This window comes from Thalassovita sp. ABM4_323, assembly GCF_056158665.1.
Genome location: NZ_JBSWTS010000003.1, coordinates 125,757 through 146,563 on the forward strand (window position 1 = coordinate 125,757; position 20,807 = coordinate 146,563).

The 20,807-nt window shown below is 59.2% G+C and carries 23 protein-coding genes and 1 pseudogene; 15 read left to right on the forward strand and 9 right to left on the reverse strand.

Translation table 11 applies throughout. The features are described from left to right. Window positions 1-39: 39 nt before the first annotated feature. The 6 genes from ACXADQ_RS01050 to ACXADQ_RS01075 all read right to left on the reverse strand — a co-directional run bounded on the left by ACXADQ_RS01050 (window position 40) and on the right by ACXADQ_RS01075 (window position 4,529). Complete coding sequence (locus ACXADQ_RS01050; RefSeq protein WP_470427343.1) at window positions 40-831, reverse strand: TniQ family protein; 792 nt, start codon at window positions 829-831, stop codon at window positions 40-42. Continuing rightward, window positions 828-1,751 (reverse strand): TniB family NTP-binding protein, encoded by a 924-nt coding sequence (locus ACXADQ_RS01055; RefSeq protein ID WP_235872058.1) that lies wholly within the window; start codon window positions 1,749-1,751, stop codon window positions 828-830. The genes ACXADQ_RS01050 and ACXADQ_RS01055 overlap by 4 nt, the downstream gene beginning before the upstream one ends. Next, window positions 1,711-3,345, reverse strand: a complete 1,635-nt coding sequence (locus ACXADQ_RS01060; protein WP_024099411.1) for a Mu transposase C-terminal domain-containing protein — start codon at window positions 3,343-3,345, stop codon at window positions 1,711-1,713. Before ACXADQ_RS01060 ends, ACXADQ_RS01055 begins: the two co-directional genes overlap by 41 nt. Before the next feature lie 136 nt (window positions 3,346-3,481). Beyond that, a complete protein-coding gene (locus ACXADQ_RS01065) occupies window positions 3,482-3,787 on the reverse strand; it encodes a hypothetical protein (protein WP_475314093.1) in 306 nt (101 codons plus the stop codon). A gap of 16 nt (window positions 3,788-3,803) precedes the next feature. After that, on the reverse strand, window positions 3,804-4,109 hold the full coding sequence (locus ACXADQ_RS01070) for a heavy-metal-associated domain-containing protein (protein WP_009807473.1): 306 nt from the start codon (window positions 4,107-4,109) through the stop codon (window positions 3,804-3,806). A 12-nt stretch (window positions 4,110-4,121) separates the two neighbouring features. Beyond that, on the reverse strand, window positions 4,122-4,529 hold the full coding sequence (locus ACXADQ_RS01075; RefSeq protein ID WP_176244179.1) for a mercuric transporter MerT family protein: 408 nt from the start codon (window positions 4,527-4,529) through the stop codon (window positions 4,122-4,124). Between the two features lie 96 nt (window positions 4,530-4,625). Here ACXADQ_RS01075 and ACXADQ_RS01080 point away from each other — a divergent pair, with 96 nt between their 5' ends. Beyond that, window positions 4,626-5,027, forward strand: a complete 402-nt coding sequence (locus ACXADQ_RS01080) for a MerR family transcriptional regulator (RefSeq protein ID WP_008335980.1) — start codon at window positions 4,626-4,628, stop codon at window positions 5,025-5,027. 329 nt (window positions 5,028-5,356) lie between these two features. On the opposite strand, the gene ACXADQ_RS01085 is transcribed toward ACXADQ_RS01080, so the two are convergent. Then, complete coding sequence (locus ACXADQ_RS01085) at window positions 5,357-6,424, reverse strand: hypothetical protein (protein WP_475314105.1); 1,068 nt, start codon at window positions 6,422-6,424, stop codon at window positions 5,357-5,359. A 226-nt stretch (window positions 6,425-6,650) separates the two neighbouring features. Between ACXADQ_RS01085 and ACXADQ_RS01090 the strand changes: the two genes are divergently transcribed. From ACXADQ_RS01090 to ACXADQ_RS01110, 5 genes and pseudogenes are all read left to right on the forward strand, one after another. After that, window positions 6,651-7,559 (forward strand): recombinase family protein, encoded by a 909-nt coding sequence (locus tag ACXADQ_RS01090; RefSeq protein ID WP_152467450.1) that lies wholly within the window; start codon window positions 6,651-6,653, stop codon window positions 7,557-7,559. 342 nt (window positions 7,560-7,901) lie between these two features. Beyond that, window positions 7,902-9,101, forward strand: a complete 1,200-nt coding sequence (gene repA, locus ACXADQ_RS01095) for a plasmid partitioning protein RepA (protein ID WP_152467390.1) — start codon at window positions 7,902-7,904, stop codon at window positions 9,099-9,101. After that, window positions 9,101-10,069, forward strand: coding sequence for a plasmid partitioning protein RepB (gene repB, locus ACXADQ_RS01100; protein WP_232237241.1), 969 nt, complete (start codon window positions 9,101-9,103; stop codon window positions 10,067-10,069). Before repA ends, repB begins: the two co-directional genes overlap by 1 nt. A 238-nt stretch (window positions 10,070-10,307) precedes the next feature. Then, window positions 10,308-11,363, forward strand: a complete 1,056-nt coding sequence (repC, locus tag ACXADQ_RS01105; RefSeq protein WP_152467388.1) for a plasmid replication protein RepC — start codon at window positions 10,308-10,310, stop codon at window positions 11,361-11,363. A 110-nt stretch (window positions 11,364-11,473) separates the two neighbouring features. Further along, window positions 11,474-12,557, forward strand: a pseudogene (locus ACXADQ_RS01110) (IS3 family transposase); the annotation flags it as partial. 103 nt (window positions 12,558-12,660) lie between these two features. On the opposite strand, the gene ACXADQ_RS01115 reads toward ACXADQ_RS01110, so the two are convergent. Together ACXADQ_RS01115 and ACXADQ_RS01120 are read right to left on the reverse strand one after the other, a co-directional pair. Beyond that, complete coding sequence (locus tag ACXADQ_RS01115; RefSeq protein ID WP_152467387.1) at window positions 12,661-13,173, reverse strand: RES family NAD+ phosphorylase; 513 nt, start codon at window positions 13,171-13,173, stop codon at window positions 12,661-12,663. Next, complete coding sequence (locus ACXADQ_RS01120; RefSeq protein WP_152467386.1) at window positions 13,173-13,523, reverse strand: MbcA/ParS/Xre antitoxin family protein; 351 nt, start codon at window positions 13,521-13,523, stop codon at window positions 13,173-13,175. The genes ACXADQ_RS01115 and ACXADQ_RS01120 overlap by 1 nt, the downstream gene beginning before the upstream one ends. Before the next feature lie 445 nt (window positions 13,524-13,968). Here ACXADQ_RS01120 and ACXADQ_RS01125 point away from each other — a divergent pair, with 445 nt between their 5' ends. The 9 genes from ACXADQ_RS01125 to ACXADQ_RS01165 all read left to right on the forward strand — a co-directional run bounded on the left by ACXADQ_RS01125 (window position 13,969) and on the right by ACXADQ_RS01165 (window position 20,672). Beyond that, the gene (locus tag ACXADQ_RS01125) at window positions 13,969-14,454 is read left to right on the forward strand and encodes a hypothetical protein (RefSeq protein WP_149789500.1); all 486 of its coding nucleotides are present in this window, start codon (window positions 13,969-13,971) and stop codon (window positions 14,452-14,454) included. A gap of 40 nt (window positions 14,455-14,494) precedes the next feature. Further along, window positions 14,495-15,433, forward strand: a complete 939-nt coding sequence (locus ACXADQ_RS01130) for an ArdC family protein (protein WP_274830670.1) — start codon at window positions 14,495-14,497, stop codon at window positions 15,431-15,433. Between the two features lie 23 nt (window positions 15,434-15,456). Further along, a complete protein-coding gene (locus ACXADQ_RS01135; protein WP_248411059.1) occupies window positions 15,457-15,666 on the forward strand; it encodes a DUF6330 family protein in 210 nt (69 codons plus the stop codon). A gap of 87 nt (window positions 15,667-15,753) precedes the next feature. Further along, complete coding sequence (locus ACXADQ_RS01140; RefSeq protein ID WP_475314130.1) at window positions 15,754-16,143, forward strand: DUF3768 domain-containing protein; 390 nt, start codon at window positions 15,754-15,756, stop codon at window positions 16,141-16,143. 154 nt (window positions 16,144-16,297) lie between these two features. Beyond that, window positions 16,298-18,280 (forward strand): ParB/RepB/Spo0J family partition protein, encoded by a 1,983-nt coding sequence (locus ACXADQ_RS01145; protein WP_475314135.1) that lies wholly within the window; start codon window positions 16,298-16,300, stop codon window positions 18,278-18,280. A 74-nt stretch (window positions 18,281-18,354) separates the two neighbouring features. Then, the gene (locus tag ACXADQ_RS01150; protein WP_238368310.1) at window positions 18,355-18,948 is read left to right on the forward strand and encodes a regulator; all 594 of its coding nucleotides are present in this window, start codon (window positions 18,355-18,357) and stop codon (window positions 18,946-18,948) included. 103 nt (window positions 18,949-19,051) lie between these two features. Further along, window positions 19,052-19,705 (forward strand): DUF6927 domain-containing protein, encoded by a 654-nt coding sequence (locus ACXADQ_RS01155; protein ID WP_475314143.1) that lies wholly within the window; start codon window positions 19,052-19,054, stop codon window positions 19,703-19,705. A 125-nt stretch (window positions 19,706-19,830) separates the two neighbouring features. Next, window positions 19,831-20,157: a type II toxin-antitoxin system PrlF family antitoxin gene (locus ACXADQ_RS01160; RefSeq protein ID WP_475314147.1), complete on the forward strand. Its 327-nt coding sequence runs from the start codon at window positions 19,831-19,833 to the stop codon at window positions 20,155-20,157. Then, window positions 20,154-20,672: a type II toxin-antitoxin system YhaV family toxin gene (locus tag ACXADQ_RS01165; protein WP_152467378.1), complete on the forward strand. Its 519-nt coding sequence runs from the start codon at window positions 20,154-20,156 to the stop codon at window positions 20,670-20,672. Before ACXADQ_RS01160 ends, ACXADQ_RS01165 begins: the two co-directional genes overlap by 4 nt. Window positions 20,673-20,807: the final 135 nt, after the last annotated feature.

Below are 20,807 nucleotides of genomic sequence, written 5' to 3' on the forward strand. Positions count from 1 at the left end.
AAATCTGAGACACGACGCGTTCGGGGATATTTTTTGCCCTTAATTATGAGATTCCACTGCCATCGCGCCTATGCTTTTCGCGCGCTGCCGGGCGATGTAAACAACCGCGGCAAGCAGACGTGGCTCCTTATCGAAGGCGCGCAATAGAGCAACCCTTGCATAGTCGTCGATGCCGGAGCTTGAGATGGCCGCTTTGACCAGTGGACGGGATTGGGCTGCATCAATTGCAGCAAGGCAAAACAGCCTTACTTCCAGCCTGTGGCCCTGAAGAGCGTATAACGGATCTCCGCGGAAGGCCTTTAATGATATGGCAAAGGTGACCGCGCGCATTGCGCGCCGAAATTGCTTGGAGCTGCGTAATCGCGCGGCGTATTCAAGCCGCGCGGCGCCGTTGCGCGCACGATTTATCAGCTTTTCGGGCATCTGTTCGCCACTGGCCTTGCCGAGCGTCGGCACAAGTCTCGTCCCACAAACCTGGCAGTCGAATGCCCAGGCTCGCCTCCAATGCTTGAGCGAAAGGCCCTCTCTGGAACATTGCAGGCAATGCTGGAATGGTATCTGGGCCGTCAGCGAGGCTTCTCGTGTCGTCATTGCTGGGAAGGTCAAAGATCGCACAACATCTGGGTCAATCCGTGCGGCGTTGGCAATCTTCGCCGCCGCAGCCGCGTCGACGTTGAAGTTCAAGGCGGTGCCATGCGCGGTATCAATTCTGAGATGAGCCAGTAGTTCCGCATCATCACAGTAGTTGGCCGCCGCCAGCCTAGACAACCAACCTGACAACAACTCGTCGGGCAGCGGCGCGACAGTCTTGGGCAGCGGGTGCGGCTTCACACCCCGGACTTCTCGAGCCGCCGATGGGGGTTCGCATGGCGCGACCAAACCGGCGTCCATTTTGCGATTGCGTCATCGGTGATGCATTCATCACCTGTGACAATGGCGTCGATGGAAAGATCCTTGATCAGGGCGAAGATGCGCGAGGTCACCCCGCCGGTCAGCGCAAGTATCTGCTTTAGTGACTTGACCTTCAGATTGGATTTCTTCTCGAGGGGCATTGCCGCGATGAGTGTCTGGATCATGTCCGAGAACTCGGCGTCGTCGCGCCAGTTTGGAAGGTGATGTTCGTCCAGCCGCCTGGCAAGCTGGATATCACCACGGATGGCATCGACGGCCTCGCTGACCCCCAGGCAGACCAGCGACACTTCGAGTTCATTGCTGAGATACCGCAGAACATTGAGAAAGCGGCGCTGTTCGCGGTGGGTCCCGGCCAAGAGGTTGTGGACTTCGTCGATCATGATCATCCGCAGGCCAAGGTCGCGCAAGAGCGCGACGACACGGACTTCGAGGGAGGCCACATTTTGAGCGCGCGCGCTCAGTGCCGTGGCCGGTGCCCCGACGGTCGCCAGGATGTGCAGATAGAACCGTCGTTCGTCGGGAGCTGGTGGTGCTTGTAACAGTAACAGCGGCGTTCGCGTAATTCCCGATGCTGGGTCATATTCCGGTGCATATCTGCGCGAAAGATTGCGGGCGATCATCGTCTTTCCGATCCCGGACGCGCCATGCACAAGAAGGCCAGGCATACGGGTTTGCCTTGGCGCTTCGATCATACACTGCAAACGGTCCAGAACTTGTTCGGCCCGCGGAAAGCCAATCCAGATATCCGATTGAATGAGGGTGATCCGACCGTCTTCCTCTGTTTTTCCTGCCCTCAATTCACCATCTCTCCACCTTGAACAATGGGCGCGATGTATCACCCGTATCGATCGCGCGCAGCCCTTCGGTTGTTGAGACGGCCGAGTTGGCGCCCTCCAATGTCCCTTTTCTTTCACGGGATCGGCGTTCGGCCCTCGTCAGGCTCCGGCTTTCAGACTCGATTTGGCGTTGCTGTCGGATCAGCTCAGCCAGGACCAGCTCATTGGACCCGGACTTGCCAAGGGCACGGGCATTCCTCATGGCTTCGCGATATTCCCAGAGCGACACAGGCGGAATTTCCAGGTTTCGGTACCGAGCTTCGACGTATCGGTCATTATCCAGTTCGACCCAGATCACCGAGAGGTCGCGAGGGTCGTAGCGGACGACCACCTTTCCATCCCCGCGCCCGATGTGGCCTGCAAGCGCATCGGACCAGTACCGTATCTGGAACAGATGGATGCCGTCACGCCTGACCTTGCGCAGTTCACTTGGCAGAAAGCTCACCCGAAAGGCTTCAATCTCGAAGGGGATATCGCCCATCATTTGCTCTGAGAGCGCCTCCCATTTGGCAACGGGCGTGCAGCCAAGACTTGAATGAATGCTGTTGTTGTAGCGGCAGATTTCCAGAGCAAACCAGCGATCGAAGTCGCTTAAGGTCATCGTGGCCATGCCCTCGGCGTCATAGTCGCCCTTGGCCACGACCGAGGATTGCGTTGTTCCAGGCAACAGGTGCACGGCCCCCATCATCGTGCCGATCAATCGTTCGATGTGCCCTCCGAAATGAGGACTGCCTGGCGGCCGATAGACCAGATCGATCCCCCATTCTGCACATGCCGACCGAAAGGCATGCGACCGGAAATCGCGCCCGTTATCGACGTGGATGCTATGCGGTTTACCCTGCGCGGGCCAAGGAACATTGCGCACCAATTCCGCCAGAAGTTCCGCCTTGGGGGCCACAGCCTGTGTCAGGCAAAGCGCCACCGACAGACGCGAAGGTGCCTCGAGAGAGGTGTAATATCCGGTCACCATCCGCGTTGCGACGTCGATCGCCAGCGTGACCCAAGGCCGCCCAATTGGTTTGCGTTCAAAACTGTCGACGAGAATGATGTCCGCAGGCGTATGGTCGATTTGCACGACCTCCAGTGGCCGGTTTGCCTTGTTGTCGCCTACGACCGGCGCAAATTTCTGGCGGGCCGCCTTTGCGCCTTCGCGTGCCTTGGCAATTTCACGGGCATCCATTGCATCCAGCCTGCGCTGAACCGTCCGACGTGTCGGCGGTTGCAAGCCCTGCTGCCAGCACGCGCTTCGGATTTCTGTCACGATGCGCGACAGGCTTGGGCGTTCCCGCCGTAAGAAATAACGGCGAAGATGTTCTTCGATCACCGCTTCCACCTTGCCGGATATCAAGGTTGTACCAGTCGGGCGGCCCCGTTTCCGAGAAGCCAGCGCGCTGGTGCGCCCACCCTCTTCGGCCAGACGCTTTATCCAGCGCCAGACAGTCGCCCTGCTGACACCAAGCTCCCAAACGGCGTCATTGATGCCACTTTCCAGACTGCCAGTTCCTTTGAGATATGCCTGAACAAGCGGACGCAGAACGGCCGCCCTGCGCGCCTCCTCAGCACCAGCGGCAACGAAGTCTTCGCGATCATCATCCATCAATATTTGCCACACGAAGCTGCGAACCCTGTCTCAGGTTTAAGGGCAAAAATATCGGATTTAAAGGCAAAATATCATATTTAAGGGCAAAGCAAGGCCGTTGATTTCGTTGGATTTCTCATCTCACAATTAAGGGCTACGCGACAGCCGCGAAATCGGCCGGGCGGTGGATACTCTCACCGGCGGCCCGGGTTTTGGTGCAAGTCTCATCCGGTGCGCCATCGACACCTGCTGATCCCCTGCGCCTGATCTCGCGAACAACCAGCGCCGCGCCAATTGCCGCGACGACAGCGGCTATTCCGCCGAGCCCCATCAACCACCCGCCAATCCCGCCGAGAATGGTGGCTAGGATGACGCCACCGCCGCCGCAGCAGATCACCATGATCGGCGCGGCAATGATGAAGGCCAGAAGCCCGCCCAAATGTTTGTCATCCATGGCCATACCCGTCCTTCCGTGCTCAGGACTCCCCCGCCTGGAGCACTTCGGCCGGATAGCCATTGGCCAGAACCGCCTCGATGATCATGTCTGGGTTGGCCGCCTGATCGTCGAAGGCCACGACGTAAGTGCCCGTGCCAAACTCCTCGCCTTCCTGGAAGTCGACGATTTCGACCGTGGGCACGCCGCGCATCGCCGCCGCGACGGTGAACGAGCAGGTCGGGCATGTCAGTTCGGCGACACCGACATTGATGCGCTGTTCTTCGGCACTGGCGGGCATTGCGGCCAGAATGCCGAGAGTTGCGAGTGCGAGAGAGAGATGTTTCATCGGTTACGCCTTTCAGTAGGACAGGATGTAGGGGGTCAGGTAGGGGAAGATCATCGCCACGGCGACGATCCCGCTGGCAATCCAGAGAATGGACCGCATGAGTGTTCGGTTCATCGGTCGCGCGCAGGTGCCATCAACGCAGGCTTCGGCCGGGATCGGGCTATACGCCTTGTAAAAGCCGTATCCGATGAAAGCGGCACTCAGTGCGAAGGTGATCCACTTATATTGATAGAACGCGCCCAACTGGGCGATGAACACGCCGGTGACGCCGAAGCTCACCAGCACCAGCGGCAGGATGCAACAGGAGGTCATGGCCAGCGCGCCGAGTACGCCGAGCCCGGTTGTCGCCCATGCCTTTTTGTCAGCTGCCGGGGTTTCGCCCATTGCCGACTGGCGGCCGGCGGATGTGGTTTCAGTCATGGTTCGAATCATCCTTGCCTCAGTGATGATCTCAATCTAGGGTCTGTAGCTGGTACAGGCTCAAGGGGGTTTGGTGTGAATAATCATCACAGATCGGTGAAGGTCCTCAGGCGCGGAGATCTGGCCAAGCTGACCGGCTGCAATCTCGAAACTATTCGCTACTACGAGAACATCGGCGTCATGCCCGAGCCGCCGCGCTCCAGCAAAAATTATCGCGTCTACGATGACAGACATGTCGCGCGTCTGCGCTTCATCATGCGCGCGCGCGAGTTGGGGTTCACGCTCGACGAGGTTCGCGATCTGCTCGCATTGGTCGATGGCGGGGCCCAGACCTGCGGCGAGGTGCAGGGTCTGGCAAATGCGCATCTCGCTTCAGTCCGCGCCAAGATCGCGGATCTCAAGCGCATTGAGCACGTCCTGTCGTCCACCGTGGCGCAATGTAGCGGAGACGATGTGCCCGAATGCCCCGTCATAGATGCGCTGAGGGAGGAGGCCTAAAAGGTTTCTTGAGGAAATCCGCGGCAATCAAACCGGACAGTCCTTGGCTTCCGCGCTAGGAACACCGTGACCAATATCGCGGGCAGCGAAGAAACCGCGCTCTGAGGTGCCCCTAGTTTCCTAGACATCCGCTTCCACGAATCAGGCCGTAGCCGGCCAAGCTGATCAACTCGGACAGGTGCAGGCACAGAGTTACCGCAAGATTTATCGCTCGATCCGGCACCGCGGCTTCGAGGTGCTCGCGCCTCTCCTGAAGGTCGCGTATTTTACTGGAAACTGAATGGCTGAAATCCCGCTTGGGCATGTTCTTGTTCTCATTTAGGCAAATTCTAATTTGCTGTCCGCCACATTCGAAACTTTCCCTGCCCTGTTACCTCACGGACCAATCCCCTTTCTTCCATCCAGGTCAGGTTCCGCTGGACCGCCGCTCGGCTAGTGCCGGTCAGGGCCTCGGCCATCGGTGCGGAGAGGAGCGGCCATTCGGTCAGCACGGCACGCAAAGCCGGTGGAGTTTTGCCTGAGAGCGAGCTCATCTCTGCTTCTGTCCTCGCTGACCATGTCTCGATATAGTCCAAGTGCCGCATCGCGGTCAGGCAGGCAGTCTCCATCCCATCCAGCCAGCGAGCAAGACGCTCCGGTGGTAAGCCCGACGCGCGCAACCCCCCTGCCCCACCCAAAGCTAGTGGTGCAAAGTTCGCTCCCTTTCCGTCGCTGGCCGTGATCCTTGCCGCGGTAACGGCTGCTTCGATCTGGTCGCCTTGTTGCCCGAGACCCGCCAAGCTCCAGAGGTGAAACCCCATGCAAGCCCGCGTGATCGGGTGTAGATGAACAGCTGATTTCATCACCTCCAGCCATCCGCCCGCGCGCTCCTCTAGCCGCTCGGTGGCATCCTCGATGTTCTCGGGATCGCGGCGGTCCAGAAAGGCCGCCAGATCGACCATTGGACCCGGACCACCCATCAGGCGGCGAACAGCCCAGCCAACTCTTGCCAAGGCATTCGGGTCATCCTGTGCGCCAGACAATCGCATTGATATCCAAAGAGCGAGGCGGTCAGAACTCACCCGATCCCCTGCAAGCCAGCTGAGGTCTGCCGCCTCGATCAGTGCCAGTCTGTGTCGCCAGCCATCCGGGCCACGCAGCAAGCGGTCATCCAGCGCACCCAGGCGTCCAGCCACCTTTGCCAGCCGCGCAGCCTGAGCCGCTTCCGCCTTTGCCCAGTCGTCGATGACAGCAATGTCGGACGGTTCTGCCCGTGGCCCGGGCGGCAAATCATCCGGTTCTTCATCGAGTGGTCCCGGCAGAAACCAGAGATCCTCTTCGTGAGCTTCTTCATCCTCCTCGATGGTGATGAGGGGGTCATCGAAATTATCTGTCAAAGCGGATGCTTGGGGCTTCATATGTGCAAAATACTGTTCTTTTGCACATTACCCAAGTGATTTTGTGGCGGTTGCCTTTGCTCTTTATATAGTATGCGCGCGCGACTGCCGGTGGAACCTCTCAGATCGCGCTCAGCGCAAGGAAACCAAGGGTTTTTGGACGAGCACGACGAGAGAGCACTTACTTGCATTCGTTTACAAACGGTCGTTTATTAGCGATACCTTAAATTGCAAACGGCCCGATTTCATGCCCCTGATAGGCTACGCCCGTGTTTCCACAGAGGATCAGACCCCCCTGCCCCAGTCTGAGGCCCTGCAAACTGCGGGTTGCGTCGAGATCTTTGAAGAGCACGCCTCGGGCGGCAATCGCGCGCGACCGGTGCTGGCACGCGTGCTCGAACGCGTCCAGAGCGGCGATACGCTGGTCGTTGTGCGGATCGACCGGCTTGCGCGGTCTCTGTCGCACTTGCTGGAGGTGATCGAACGTCTGGAGGCCAAGGGCGCCTTCTTCCGCTCCCTGCAGGATCCCATCGACACCGCATCCCCGCAAGGCAAGTTCACGCTGCAGGTTCTGGGTGCCGCGGCCGAGTTCGAGCGCGCTCTGATCCGCGAACGCACCAAGGCCGGGCTTGCCTCTGCGCGCGCCAAAGGGCGCGTTGGTGGCAATCCTGGGCTACGCGCCAAGGATCCCGCCGCGCTGCGCAAGGTGCGGCTTGCGCGACAGGACGGCTATATGGAGCGCCTCAACGAGACCGCGCAGGATTGGGTGCCCCATGTGCGCCGCTTGCGGCCGGATATGGCCTGGGAAGACCTGCTGCGGATCATCAATGGCCGACTGTCCCCAGATCGCCATTGGACACAAAGCCGACTGCTCCGCGCTGTGAAGGCCTATGTCAGAGACGGTTTCCTTCCTGCCGAGGTGCTTGGCCGCGCCGGACGCCGCGAAACCAATGACCGCCTGCCGGCCATCGTCGCAGCGATCAAAGGCGCGGACCCCGAAATCACGCTGCAGGCGATCTGCGACCGGCTGGAATCGATGCGCGAACGGACCCCTCGAGGTCGTACCAGCTGGCAGCCGTCTTCGGTCAAAATGTTGCTCGAACGCGCGGAGCGGCTTGGCCTAATTTCATCAGAATCGGCTCACTCCCAACTGTAACTAGCAGAGGCTCAAACAGCTGAATCTATCGCTCCAAACACTGTCAGAAGGTCAATTGTGCCATTGGTTGCATGGGTTTAGCCAATACCGTCCAAACAATCCTCATGAGCGGCTTGAAGCACGGTCTTGTGGACTTATTGCCGTAAAATCAACAACTTGCGGTTATCTTGATGTGACTGTACGTATTGGTGCTGTGGATAACTTTCACACTACATCTAAATTCTTCTTGCCGGACTCACTTGATCGTGGCATTCCCGTTCTGACGGCAAAACGCGTCAGACGCGCTGTACACCGTCAGAATGACCAAGAGCCTCAACAGAGGCCGAGAGTGGGCGGCAGGACATGGATGATCGTAACGTTGGATACGCGCAAGGCATAGGCTCTTCCGACATCGGAGCATTTGCCGACAATCTGGCTGAATCTTTGGATCGCCAGATGAAGATCGCTTTCGAGCCCGAAGAACGAAAGTCCCTGCGCCGTTTCAGTTCTACCGAAGTTGCCAGCCTCCTGCGCGTGAGCACATCTAACCTGCGCAACCGGCACAAGGACGGCAGCTTCCCGGAAGTTCAAACAGACAACCGCGGACACCGGTTCTACACAGCCCAGGAGATCGATAAGCTGCGCGACATTCTGGGGCGCACCGGAAAGAACGCAGAAAGCTACCGCCCTGGTCGACGTGACGGCGATCGTCTCCAGGTGATATCTGTCGTCAATTTCAAAGGCGGATCATCAAAAACAACAGCAACGATCCATCTTGCACAACGGTATGCTTTGCGAGGTTACCGAGTGTTGGTCTTGGATCTCGATCCGCAGGCAAGTTTGACCACCTTTTTCGGCTTTCGGCCTGAGCTCGAGTTCGCTGAAGGCGGCACAATCTATGATGCCCTGAGATATGAGGAACAAGTTCCGCTCTCGGCCGTTATCCAAAAAACTTACTTCCATAAGCTCGATATGGTCCCAGCGGGCCTAATGCTCTCGGAATACGAAACTGAGACGGCAAACGCCCTCGCCCGCCGGGTGCAGCCCATATTTGCGGAGCGTCTCGCCTTAGCGCTTGAGGAAGTAGAGGCGAATTACGACATCGTTCTGATCGACTGTCCACCTCAACTTGGTTTTCTTACCCTAACGGCGTTGGCAGCCTCGACGGGGCTCCTGGTAACGGTGGTACCAGGCATGCTCGACATTGCTTCTATGAGCCAGTTCCTCAAGCTTGCTTCGGAAACGGTGAAGGCTGTCGAAGAAGCCATTGGCCGGCGCGTTACCTGGGACTTCGTTAAGTTCTTGATAACGAGATACGAGCCTTCGGACGGGCCTCAGACGCAAATGGCGGGCTACCTGAGATCGATCTTGGCCGGTCAGGTCATGACTGAGCCAATGCTGAAGTCTACAGCAATCTCGGACGCCGGCATGACCCAGCAAACCGTCTACGAAGTTGATCCGAGCCAGTTCATCAGGAAAACGATTGATCGCGCTCTGACCAGCGTGAACGGCGTTGGCGATGAGTTGGAACAAACAATCCAAATGGCATGGGGGCGTCGCTGATGGCCCGAAATATCTTCAATCAGCCTCCAAAGGACGAGAAGCAGAGCGCGGCCCCCTCCCCTACCCCGCCAAAAGCGGCAAAACTGCCAGGATCTGTTGGCGGATTGCGCGACTCTTTGCGCGAGATTACCGCGAATTCCATTCGGGACATCGAGCCCGATCAGATTGACATGGATGGTCTGCGCGATCGGTTGGTACTGGAGGATTCCAGTATTGATGAGTTGGCCGAAAGCATTCGCAAGCATGGGCAACAAGTGCCAATTATGGTCCGTCCATCGGCCCAACCGGACAGATACCGTATCATCTACGGCCGACGCAGACTTGCAGCGATCCGCATGGTCGGCGGAACGGTCAAGGCGATCGTTCGAACCTTGGATGACGACGCATCTCTGATCGCACAGGGCCAAGAGAACAACCTCCGACTAGACCCGTCTTTCATCGAGAAATCTCTTTTTATCAAAGAGATGCAGGAATCAGGTTACAAGCCAAACGTTATTCAGGATGCTCTAGGCTTGACACGGCAGGGCGTATCCAACCATCGCGTCGTCATAGAGCAACTGCCAGAAGGGCTTGTACAGCTGATCGGGCCGGCACATGGCATCGGACGACGGCAGTGGGGTGACCTGGCCGCGTTCTCAAAAAAGATAGATCTGGTGAACACGGCCAAAGAGGCAATTGCCGCCCTGCCCGACGACACTCCAAGCGCGGAGAAGTTTCAGGCAGTCTACTCGGCTTGCTCGAACAAGGCGCGTAGCGACAAGAAGCAAGCCAACCGCAGCCTAACGTCCGTCGTCAAAGACGGGGACGGTAGCTCCGTGGGAACACTGACAGTCGATCAGAAAACGATCGCCATCAAGATCGCCAAGAAGGACAACCCAGAATTCGGCCGATGGTTCGAAGAGCGCGCGGAGGCAACGCTTTTGCAGCTCTTCAAACAGTGGCGGAATGAGAGCGGCTCTGGGTCCTAACCCAAGCCACACCGAGTAACGCGAGCAGAGGAGAAAAGCGAAGACCAGAAAGAAAAGAGCCCCCCAAAGTTTCCCCTGGAGAGCCCTCATCATTCGATTAGCACTCATGATGTAGCAACCTCCAGCAAACTGGTCAAGAGTCACCAATTCGGTGGACGGATTTTTATTGCCTTTTCCTGAGCGAAATCTTGGGAAGAGACAGGGAAGTTGTGGGCCGAACGGTCGTCGTGAACAAACCATGGCATTTACAAAACTATCGATCAGAACCGATGGTGCTGATGCATCTTGCGGCTCAATTTCTGCGGCTGAAACCGACATCTGGACCATCTTCAGGGCACTGAGAGATGCACGTAGCGTATTCGGTCTGCGTCCTGGCCATATCCAAACACTTCAAGCCATGCTCAGTTTCTTGAAGCCCGGCCATGGGGAAACGGTTTTCGCGTCCAACGACTCGATTTGCCAGCGCGTCGGCGGTATCGACGAACGGACCCTTCGCAGACACATCAACCGTTTCGTTGAACTCGGTTTCATCAAGCGCAATGACAGCTCGAACCGAAAGCGCTACCGCGTTCGCTCGTCCAGCGGGGAATGCATCAGTTATGGACTATCTCTAACCCCCCTCCTCCAACGTGCGAACGAGCTTATCGCCATAGCACATGAGATGGAAAATAACCGGCGGGATCGGATATTTGCCCGCAAACAGATCCTCACAAAACTCGCCCACTTGGAAGAGCATGATCCCAGCAACACATTCATCAGCCACGCACGGAGAGCTCTACGCAGGAAGCTGAGCCTTCCTGAATACCACGCGCTACTCGCAGACACAGACAGAGAATGCCAGAGTTTACATACCCCAGATGACCCACCAGAAACTGTAGAATTGCCCGCCAATGACGGACAAACTGTCCGGCACCAATCTAAGTCTGAAGAAGAAAAAAAAGATTTAGATAGCAACATAGGCAATGAAGCTCTGAAACCAGACTTGCTAACCTCAGTTTGCGATCAAGCGACGTCGTTCTCCACAGAGAGACTTAGAAACTGGTTGGAAATTGAAAACCATGCTCGAACACTTGCACCCATGATGGGGATTCACCCAGATACATTCGAAAAAGCCAAGAATGCAGTCGGAGCTCAGAAAGCGTCATGCGCGATCTTCATCATGCTACAACTTGGAAAACGTATCAGGGACTTTGGAGCGTATTTTCACAGTATTACCTTGGGCCAACGTCAAGACCAGTTTGATCCAATGGCTTTGATCAAGCGTCTATCCAAAACTGCTATGCAAACCGCCTAGTGTCCACCGCGGTGGACGTCTGACCGGCAACTAGTCCAATGGTAATACCCACCGATCTAAAGGAGATGCGGAAGAAAAATTTTCTCGGCAGGATGAACGAGGAGATTCCGATGAAGAAGACACGATTCACCGAGGCGCAGATCATGGGCGTGCTGCGCCAGATGGAGGGCGTTGTGCCTGCCGCCGAACTGTGCCGGGAACATGGCATGAGCAGCGCCACGCTGTACAAATGGCGGGCGAAGTACGGCGGCATGGACGCCAGCCTGATTAGCGAGATGAAGGCGATGGCCGAGGAGAACCGACGCCTGAAGCGCATGTATGCCGACGTCAGCATGCAGAATGACCTCCTGAAGGAGGCGCTTGGAAAAAATGAGACGGCGAGCTCAGCGCCGAGAGTTGGCCGTGAAAGCGGTGGCGATGAAGGGGGTCAGCATTGCGCTGGCGTGCCGGGCGTTCGACGTCAGTGAGACCTGCTATCGGTACAGCCCCAACCTAGACGATGAGAACGAGCAAATCGCGGATCTGCTATTGGGGCTGACAGCAGCGAAGAAGAGCTGGGGCTTCGGTCTGTGCTTTCTCTACCTGCGCAACGTCTAGGGGCATGGCTGGAACCACAAGCGGGTGTATCGGATCTACCGCGAGTTGGAACTGAACCGCAGGATCAAGCTGCGCAAACGGATGAAGCGGGACAAACCTGATGAGCTGGCTGTGCCGGACGCACCGAACGAGGTGTGGTCGATGGACTTCATGGCGGATCGCCTCGGCGACGGTCGCCAGTTTTCGCTGTTGAATGTCCTGGATGATTTCAACCGCGAGGGCTTGGGCATCGAGATCGACTTCTCGCTGCCTGCTGAGCGGGTCGTGCGGGCGCTGAACCAGATCATCGAATGGCGCGGTGCTCTTGGAACAATTTGTTTCGATAAGGGCCCGGAATACATCAGCGGCACCCTCATGGAATGGGCTGAGAACAAGGGCATCACCCTGTCTTATATCCAACCCGGCAAGCCCCAGCAGAATGCCTATGTCGAGCGCTACAACCGGACGGTCCGGCACGAATGGCTGGACCTTTACATTTTCGAAAGCATTGAGGCGGTTCAGCAGATTGCCACGGAGTGGCTCTGGTCTTACAACCACGAACGGCCCAACATGGGTAACGGCAGGATGACCCGCGGTCTTTCCACACGCATCATAGCTACCGAGCCAAATTCCAATAGGGCGCTTCTGCGCGGTCATTCCGTGTTTCTCCGACCGGCCGATGTCCACCGCGGTGGACAGATCCGGCACCAAGTCTCACAACTCACATGCGTGACAGCCGTTCTTCGTCATCCACAACTTCCAAAGAACCGTTTTTGCCAGCCCAGCCCCACAAAACGATGTTGAAGTCCGATGATGACGCGCCCTTGGCAAAACTCTGGATCAGAAGCCCTGCAAACCCATCCGCATTGAGGGCGCGTGCTAACTCCTGTGTCGGCACCAATTGGCCATCGAGCATCTTCATGCGCCATACAGGGTCGGCAAGCATCGCCTCGGTCGCGCCATACCGGTCAAGTCCGTCCTGATGGCGGGTATCGAAAATAGGCCCAAGGTCGGCCTTGTAGGACACCAGGATCGTGGGTTGCAGGCTGCCGACCTGGTTGGCTTCTCTAAGAGCGGTCGCGGGATCCAGCGAGGTGTAGAGCGTAGGGGTGCCCTTGGCGTTGAAGCGCCCTCCATAGAGTTCAGCGCCTCGTCCGGAGAGAGGTTCACGCGCATAGACCGGGTTCAGGGCGCGATAGAGTGGCCCTGTGTAGCGCCCATCTTTCAGCGGCATCAGGCAAAGACGCCCGCATCGACCGCATCGATGTATTCCAGAACTTGCTGAGCTTTGCCTTCCTGCACCAGCTGCATGGCTGTCCGGCCATCAAAGCCGGGCAGGGGCTCTGACCGGTACCATGCATAGGCCATCAGTTCTGAGCCGAAGCGCGGTTCGACTTTGTTCAGCACCTCAACCAACTCGCGCAGGCGACGCTGCGTCTTGTCCGAACCGATGCGGGTTCGCCTCTGCAACGCATCTTTGCCCAAGCCAACGGTCAATGCGATTTCCTCAGCCGAAGTGCGCAAGGCTGCGGCGATCTTGCGCGGTTCGAATTGCCCAGCTTCTGCAAAGTTCGTGATGTGCATGATCTATGCCCCTACAGTGATAATGACGGTATATAGCGACATTATTGCTGAATTGCAAGGTGGCAGGGGGTGCAGCACCTTCGTTTCCCAAGCTAATCCGTAACGCGGGATTGCTCTGAACGTCGGACATCCAGATTTTTGGGCCCGAAAAGTCGCAGCAGGCGCGATTTTTGCCGATCGAGAAAATCAGATAAGTCATTGATAATAGGGCGACGATTGCCGCGTCCGGGCTGGGGTTGCCGATATTCCTTGCCGATCTTGGACCCCAACCGGCACTGACTGTATGAAGCCCTTGGGAACCGCGGTGGTGTCGGACCCTTGTCAGTTTCCGCGGTCCAGTTGGCGGTTGGAAAGAGAAAGTGTTCTTCGGGTTTTGTGACTGACGGATGAGGGCCTTTGGGGTCCCTCAGATGGGTCCGGGCCGGATTCCGGTCTGTCTTTCCTGATGAAGGGCATTCCGATGCAAACAGGTGTCTTGCGCGTGTTACGCGCGACCGCTGCCTCGTGGTGGCGGCACAAGGAACTACGCCGAACTGGCCAGACGGGCCAGGCACTGCAGCTCGAGCGCGAGACCGTCCTGCGTGATCTCGGCTATCTCAGGCAGGCGGCGACGCTGCCGAATGCCCATGTGATCTGCGGAGAGGGCGGCACGTTCATCCATCTCGGTTGGACCACCGTCTCGACCCTCGCGCCGATCGAGCGCTTTCCCTTGGCCGCCCTCGCGGTCGCACGAGGAACCCCGTTCATCGATATCCGACCCATCAGTGACTTCATCGCCTTCGCGAACTTGCCGCGGGTGACGCGGGACGGATCGGTCGACCCTGAACCTTGGGGGCCTGGCAAGTCCGTCTCGCTGATCACCTACATCGACATGGTCGAACAGCTTGGCGTGAGCATCACCAATGATCCGCGGCCCCGTCAGTCAGCCTGATCACCATTCCCTCTCACCAAAACTCGAAAGGAGGCCAGCCATGGCCCGATCCCGCACGCCCAAATTCGATGCCTCCGAGGTCATCACAAACGAAATCATCCGCATCATCGAGCGCGGCGTCCTGCCGTGGCGCAAGCCATGGACCGCAGGGGGCAGCTCTCGTCCCCTGCGCGTGGGCGGTGAACCCTACCAGGGGGTGAACAACTTCCTGCTGACGATGCGGACCGTGATGGCGGGCCACAGCTCACCTTTCTGGATGACGCTGCCGCAAGCCAATGCGTTGGACGCAAAGGTCCGCAAGGGCGAAAAGTCCTCTGTCGTCGTTTACTACGGTCAAAGCCGGAGGGATGCCGGCGATGAGGATGACCGCAGCGACGGGGATGATCGCTCCGAGGAAGCCCGCATCTTCCGCTTCCAGAAATCATATCGCGTGTTCAATGCCTGCCAGATCGATGGCCTGCCCGAAAGTTTCTACCCTGACCCGGAGCCCGTACCCGAGCATCCGCCGTCCGAGCCGATCCCGCACATGCAGGCGTTTTTCGATGCCATCGACATCAAGACCGTTTTCACGGGCACGGAGGCATACTATTTGCCGCCCGTGGACAAGGTCTACATGCCGTCCATCACGCGGTTCCAGGACCCGCGCAATTTCTACGGGGTCTGGGCGCATGAGCTGGCCCATGCCACGAAAGCCCCCCATCGACTGAACCGCGATTTCGGGTTCTCGAAGTTTGGCAACACGTCCTATGCGCGCGAGGAGATCGTCGCGGAATTGACCTCGGTGTTCCTGGGTCAGACGCTCGGCTTCACGGCGCATACGCTCGAGATGAATGCCGCCTACCTCCACAACTGGTTGCGCGTTCTTCGGTCGGACAAGGGCGCGATCTTCAAGCACGCCGCTGACGCGCAGCGCGCTTGCGACTACCTGATCGCCAGATCGGAGGTGGGGAGGGTAGAGGAGGACGCCGAGGCCGCCTGACCACAGGGAGAACGGAGACGCCCATGTCACGCAAGGAACCCAAGACGCTGCGGGTGGCCTGCTTTGAAGGTGGCCGCCGCAAGATCATCACCTTCAAGCGCGGTGCCTATTGGTGGAGCCAGTCCGAGGGCGCCTATCCACTCTCGGCAGCGCTCGAGACCATCAAGGAACAGGGCGGCTGGATCGAAACCATCCCCAACCCGAATTACAGACCCAAGGGGCTGTTCGGGTAGGGCGCCTTCGGCCTCGATTCATCCGCCGTGCGGAAAAGGAAAAGTGGGCTTTGGATTCGGTGTTTCAATTTCACAGAGGAATGCCCCATGACCATCACCGCACAAACCCAGACAGACAGCCCTGATCCGAGTGTGATCGCGGCGCAGAACGACGCGTTCCGCAAGCTCGCGTGCCTTGGAGTGCCGCCCGCGCAGCCCGTCCAAGGCCGGATGCATGTCACCCGCTCGCTCATGGAGGTCGGTGACGGCTTCATGGCCGAGGCGGTGAAGGCCACCGGTGAGTTTGCCACGTTCGAGCCCGAGAATGACCCGGAAGGCTGGCACGATTTCGGGGCGGTCGAGATCCGGGGCGAGACCGTGTTCTGGAAAATCGATCTCTATGAAGCGGATTCTGATTTCCGCTACGGTGCCGAGGCCCCGGACAATCCCGCTACTACCACGCGCGTGCTGACCATCATGCTGGCGCGCGACTGGTAGGGCGGGGGGAGCCTTAAGTCCTACACCTCCGACACGGAAGGCCCACTGACCCTTCAAAGGGAGAGTGGGCCTTTTGTCGTGGTGATCCCTGAAGCCGGGGATTGGCCGCGCGCGAGCGCGCGGACCGCATCCTACCCATCGAAAAGGACATCCCATGACCGCAAACTTTACCCCTCTCACCGTCGCCATCGGCGATCTGATCCCGCATCCCGCCAATGTGCGCAGCAACTCGCCGGAAACCTATAATTCCGAAAACATCGCGCATTTGAAGGCCAGCATCGCTGTGCTGGGCCTGCTCCAGCCGCTCCTTGTCCAGAAGCTTGACGGCAAACACGCCGTGCTGGCCGGTGGCCGACGCCATGCCGCGCTGAAGGAACTGGTCGCGGACAAGTCCGCGAAGGGCTTCACGGCGAAGACGAAGATCGACTGCCGCCTCGTGCCCGAGGATTGCGATGTCACCACGGCCCTGTCGCTTGCCGAGAACATCACCCAGGCACCGATGAACGCCATCGACGAGTTCGAGGCCTTCGCCCGAATGATGGAGGTCGACGGCCAGACGCCCGAGACCATCGCAAAAACCTTCGGCACCACGATCGCTGCCGTGAAAGGCCGGTTGCGCTATGGCCTGATCCACCCCGATGTCCGCGCGGCGGCCCGGGCCAAGACGATCACGCTCGATACGATGAAGGCCTTTGCCGAGCATCCCAGCCAGGAGGTGCAGAAGGAGGTCTACGAGGCACTCACCAAGGAAGACAGCTACCTGCAGGCCTATACCGTCCGTCAGGCGCTCAGATCCCGCGGTGTGCAGGTCAGCGATGATATCGGGGCCTTTGTGCGCGAGGACTATGAGGCGCGGGGCGGTGCCGTCGCGGCCGATCTGCTGGAAGAGCATTCGGTGCTGGAAGACGCCGCACTGATCGAGACCATCCTGCTCGAGAAGCTCGGGGCCGCCGCCGAAGAGGCTCGCATAAAGCTGGGCTTTGCCTGGGCCGATGCAATGGTGCGCTATGATTACGCGACCATGGCCGAATATGGCCGCGTCTACCCAGGACCCGTCGAGCCGGATGAGACCGCCCAGAAGCGCGTGGACGAGATCACCGCTGAACTTGAGAAACTGCAACTCGAGATGGAGGATGAGGGGCTCGAAGACGATGCCTACAATGCGCTCTACGACCGGGTGGACGCTCTGGAAGAGGAAGCTCGCGACCTGCAAGAGGCCTATAGCGCTGAGGACCTCGCGCGGTCCGGGGTGATTGCGTCGTGGCAGGGTGGGCAGATCACGCTCCATGTTGGCCTCGTCCGCCCGGAGGACATCGCGAAAGAGGAGGGCGCGCGCGGTTCGTCGGCCAACCCGACCGCGCAGGAGGCCCCTGACGCTGGCGAGATCAGCTACCCGGCCTCGCTTGCAGAGGACCTCAAGACCGAGCGGGCCATGGCGCTCGGGGCTGCGATGGCGCTGCATCCGGAGGCCACGCTCGATCTGACCCTGTTCAAGCTGGTGAGCGATGTTCTGGGCAGCGGCATGAGCGTCACGCAGGCGATCAAGGTCGACGCCCGCAAGGAATACCGCAGCCATGCCAAGATGGACGAGATCGACGAGACCTCGCTTGAGCAGGTGGCGGCGGCGCATGATGCGCTGGACCTCTCCTGGCTCGATGACAGCCGTTCGCCCGCCGATCAGTTCGCGGCGTTTCGCGCGCTGGAGGCCGGCGAGAAGGCCAAGCTCGTGGCCTATGCCACCGCCAGTACCACGCAGTCCTGCTTTGCCCGGGACCCGCGGCGCGACAGCCTGATGCATGACTTCGAGATCGAGATCATGCCCGACATCCGAGCGCATTGGACGCCGAACGCGGCGCTCTTCAACCGCTTCAAGAAGGCCTGGCTCCTGAAGATCCTCGGCGAGGATCTGGGTCTGGCACAGGAGGCAGTGACGCTGGCCTCGTCGAGCAAGAAGGAGATCGTCGCCTTCTGCGACAAGCTCTTCGCCGAGCCCTTCGCCACGCTCACGGAAGCGCAGCGCGCTGCCGTGGCCGCCTGGTGCCCGCCCATGATGCAGACGGCCGGTGTCGTCTGTGATGAGGCGGAGCCCGCCTCGGCATCTCCCGAGCCTGACAGCGAGATCGCGCAAGCGGCTTGAGGCCTCACGCGACCCGCGCGAGATATTCCGCCCGCGCGGGTCGACCCTCCCACACCCAACGGAAAGACATCCCCATGGCTATTCTCAAGTTCTCTGCCTCCGCTGTCGCAGCGCAGATCGCCCATGCGCGCGCCTGCAAAACCTTCCTTCCCAACTGGAACGGCCCGGTGGACAGGCCGGCCCTGATCCTCATCGTCGGCAACGGCGTGCATCTGCGCTCGAACGGCATCGATGGCACGACCACCCGCATCGTCACCACCGAACAGGCCGATCCGTCCTTCGCCTTTGCCGACGGCATGAACCCGTTTCGGGATACCGATTGGATGGCGCAGCGCCGCATGGCGTTTCGCGATCTGACCGGCCAGTTTTATACCGACATTCTCGACGATGTGCAGGTGCTCATCGACCGGGGGCAGGGGGCCATCCGGCTCGCCACCGATGGCCACAGCATCCGTGTCTTCGTCCGCCGGGCCGCGGACTATCTCATCGGCGGGACCTACGAAGTGCCCTCGGGCCTCGGCGGCACCTTCCAGGTCATCCTCAAAGATGCCTGCGACACCTTCGCAATCGTGCAGAACTGCGGCAATTGCGAGGATTTCGACGCCATGCAGCCCTACCGCGTGCCGCTCGATGCGCTGATGGAACTCGATGATCGGAAGGCGGCATAACGCGCCCTTTCTCAAGCAAGCATCGCCAATACCCTGCCGGGCCTGCGGCCCTATCGGGACATTGGCGACAACAATTTTCCCCAACGAGAGAAAGGACACTGAAATGGGATGGCTCTTCTACACCGACCGCCGCGTCCAGACCTACGCGGATGAGAAAGCGGAAATCACCCGGCTCTGCACCTGTCATGGCGACACGCGCAAAACCGAACTGGTCAAAGCCTGCAAGGTCGGCTCCACCTGGTATGCGGCGGCAAAGGTCACCAATCTCGACGGCACCCCTGTCGAGGACTCGACCTATGTTACGCATGCGGACGGCTCGATCACTTTCGGAGCCGTCTTCCTCACCCGATACGATGACGGCTGCTGGGGCTACAAGGATATGGAGGAAAGCGCTGGCCCGAACGAGTGTCGTGCTCCCCTTGGGCTGATCGAGCTTCTCTCCGATCTGAAAGACCCGGACAGCTACGCCCAGGACTGGCGCCAGCGTTGCCGGGATTGGGCGTCGATCCCGGACTACGAGGAAGGCGACAAGATCAAGCTCGCAAAACCGGTCACGCTCACCGACGGCAGCACCTGCCAGATCGTCACCGCGACCCACTACAGGCGCGGGCGGCAAAAACGCCGGTGCTACCGCATCGAGGAAACCGGCGCGCTCGTGCGCCTGTCGAAAGCGACGCTTGCGGGTTCGGAGCTGCTCAGCTCCGCGAAAGGTGCTGTCAGCCCGGTGCTGGCGGAGTATCTCGCGGGGCGAGAATAGGTGCTGTGCCGGACGGTTCATCGACCTGCCGGCGACAGCAGATCCTGCGGCTTGTCTTGACATGGCAATGCAAATGCATTACCTAGCGCAAGCAGCAAAGACCCCCATTCTTTCAGGAGACTGCCATGACAGCCCTCGCACAAGATGTCTCGAAACTCACGGATCGGTATCAGACGACCGTGCCGGCGGGTGTGCGCAAACAGCTCAAGCTGGGCAAGGGCGACCAAATTCGTTACTGCACCGAGCCGAGTGGCAGGGTCTATATCGAGCCCGTGCGCAGCGACGAGGAAGATCCTGCGCTCGGAGCCTTTCTCGATTTTGTCGAGGCCGATATCAAGGCGCATCCGGATCGCATTCGGGCGTTCGATGGGGCTTTGCATGACCGTCTTGCAGCACTGGTCGGAGAGGTTGAGGTCGATCTCGATGCGCCGCTATCGCTTGAGGATGAATGAGCGGCGATAGCGTGCCCGCCCAAGCGCCCCTTGTCGTAAACGGATGGTCGATTTATGCGCATCCGCTCTTTCTGGACCAGCTAGAAGGGCTGATCGAGGAGGTCGAGGCGCGTAAGGCACGCGATCCAAAGACATGGCGAAAGAAGAACTGCACGAAACGGCTTGCCGCCATCTTCAAGCTGGTGGCCGAGGCCATACCGGCGGATCCGGGTTCCGCGGCCTTCCGGCAAGGCGGCACACTCGGCGATCACCGCAAGCACTGGTTCCGGGCGAAATTCTTCCAGCAGTATCGGTTGTTCTACCGGTTCAACAGCGATGCGAAGGTCATCGTGGTGGCCTGGGTGAACGACGATAAGACCCTGCGCGCCTACGGCAGCAAGACGGATGCCTATGCGACGTTCAAAGGGATGCTGGAAGATGGAAATCCACCTGACGATTTCGACGCGCTCCTGAAAGAAGCTGCGGTGGCGGACAAGCGGTTCGAGACGTCTCTCGAAGCGGCGCCCGATCGGTAAGTGGCCCGGTTAGCTATTAACCTTACGGCCTTGCCGTTTACGGCACCACTGTGGGTGATGTAGCATCGACCCATCGCATAGTCGGAGAAAGCGCAATGGACCCAACGGCTAAGGAACAGCCGCACCTCGGTCTCG

Bases quoted from the DNA above. Each gene is read 5' to 3' on its own strand.
- ACXADQ_RS01060 (WP_024099411.1), bottom strand. From the start codon at position 3,345: ATGGATGATGATCGCGAAGACTTCGTTGCCGCTGGTGCTGAGGAGGCG.
- ACXADQ_RS01065 (WP_475314093.1), bottom strand. From the start codon at position 3,787: ATGGCCATGGATGACAAACATTTGGGCGGGCTTCTGGCCTTCATCATT.
- ACXADQ_RS01070 (WP_009807473.1), bottom strand. From the start codon at position 4,109: ATGAAACATCTCTCTCTCGCACTCGCAACTCTCGGCATTCTGGCCGCA.
- ACXADQ_RS01075 (WP_176244179.1), bottom strand. From the start codon at position 4,529: ATGACTGAAACCACATCCGCCGGCCGCCAGTCGGCAATGGGCGAAACC.
- ACXADQ_RS01085 (WP_475314105.1), bottom strand. From the start codon at position 6,424: ATGAAGCCCCAAGCATCCGCTTTGACAGATAATTTCGATGACCCCCTC.
- ACXADQ_RS01090 (WP_152467450.1), top strand. From the start codon at position 6,651: ATGCCCCTGATAGGCTACGCCCGTGTTTCCACAGAGGATCAGACCCCC.
- repA (WP_152467390.1), top strand. From the start codon at position 7,902: ATGGATGATCGTAACGTTGGATACGCGCAAGGCATAGGCTCTTCCGAC.
- repB (WP_232237241.1), top strand. From the start codon at position 9,101: ATGGCCCGAAATATCTTCAATCAGCCTCCAAAGGACGAGAAGCAGAGC.
- repC (WP_152467388.1), top strand. From the start codon at position 10,308: ATGGCATTTACAAAACTATCGATCAGAACCGATGGTGCTGATGCATCT.
- ACXADQ_RS01115 (WP_152467387.1), bottom strand. From the start codon at position 13,173: ATGCCGCTGAAAGATGGGCGCTACACAGGGCCACTCTATCGCGCCCTG.
- ACXADQ_RS01120 (WP_152467386.1), bottom strand. From the start codon at position 13,523: ATGCACATCACGAACTTTGCAGAAGCTGGGCAATTCGAACCGCGCAAG.
- ACXADQ_RS01125 (WP_149789500.1), top strand. From the start codon at position 13,969: ATGAAGGGCATTCCGATGCAAACAGGTGTCTTGCGCGTGTTACGCGCG.
- ACXADQ_RS01130 (WP_274830670.1), top strand. From the start codon at position 14,495: ATGGCCCGATCCCGCACGCCCAAATTCGATGCCTCCGAGGTCATCACA.
- ACXADQ_RS01135 (WP_248411059.1), top strand. From the start codon at position 15,457: ATGTCACGCAAGGAACCCAAGACGCTGCGGGTGGCCTGCTTTGAAGGT.
- ACXADQ_RS01140 (WP_475314130.1), top strand. From the start codon at position 15,754: ATGACCATCACCGCACAAACCCAGACAGACAGCCCTGATCCGAGTGTG.
- ACXADQ_RS01145 (WP_475314135.1), top strand. From the start codon at position 16,298: ATGACCGCAAACTTTACCCCTCTCACCGTCGCCATCGGCGATCTGATC.
- ACXADQ_RS01150 (WP_238368310.1), top strand. From the start codon at position 18,355: ATGGCTATTCTCAAGTTCTCTGCCTCCGCTGTCGCAGCGCAGATCGCC.
- ACXADQ_RS01155 (WP_475314143.1), top strand. From the start codon at position 19,052: ATGGGATGGCTCTTCTACACCGACCGCCGCGTCCAGACCTACGCGGAT.
- ACXADQ_RS01160 (WP_475314147.1), top strand. From the start codon at position 19,831: ATGACAGCCCTCGCACAAGATGTCTCGAAACTCACGGATCGGTATCAG.
- ACXADQ_RS01165 (WP_152467378.1), top strand. From the start codon at position 20,154: ATGAGCGGCGATAGCGTGCCCGCCCAAGCGCCCCTTGTCGTAAACGGA.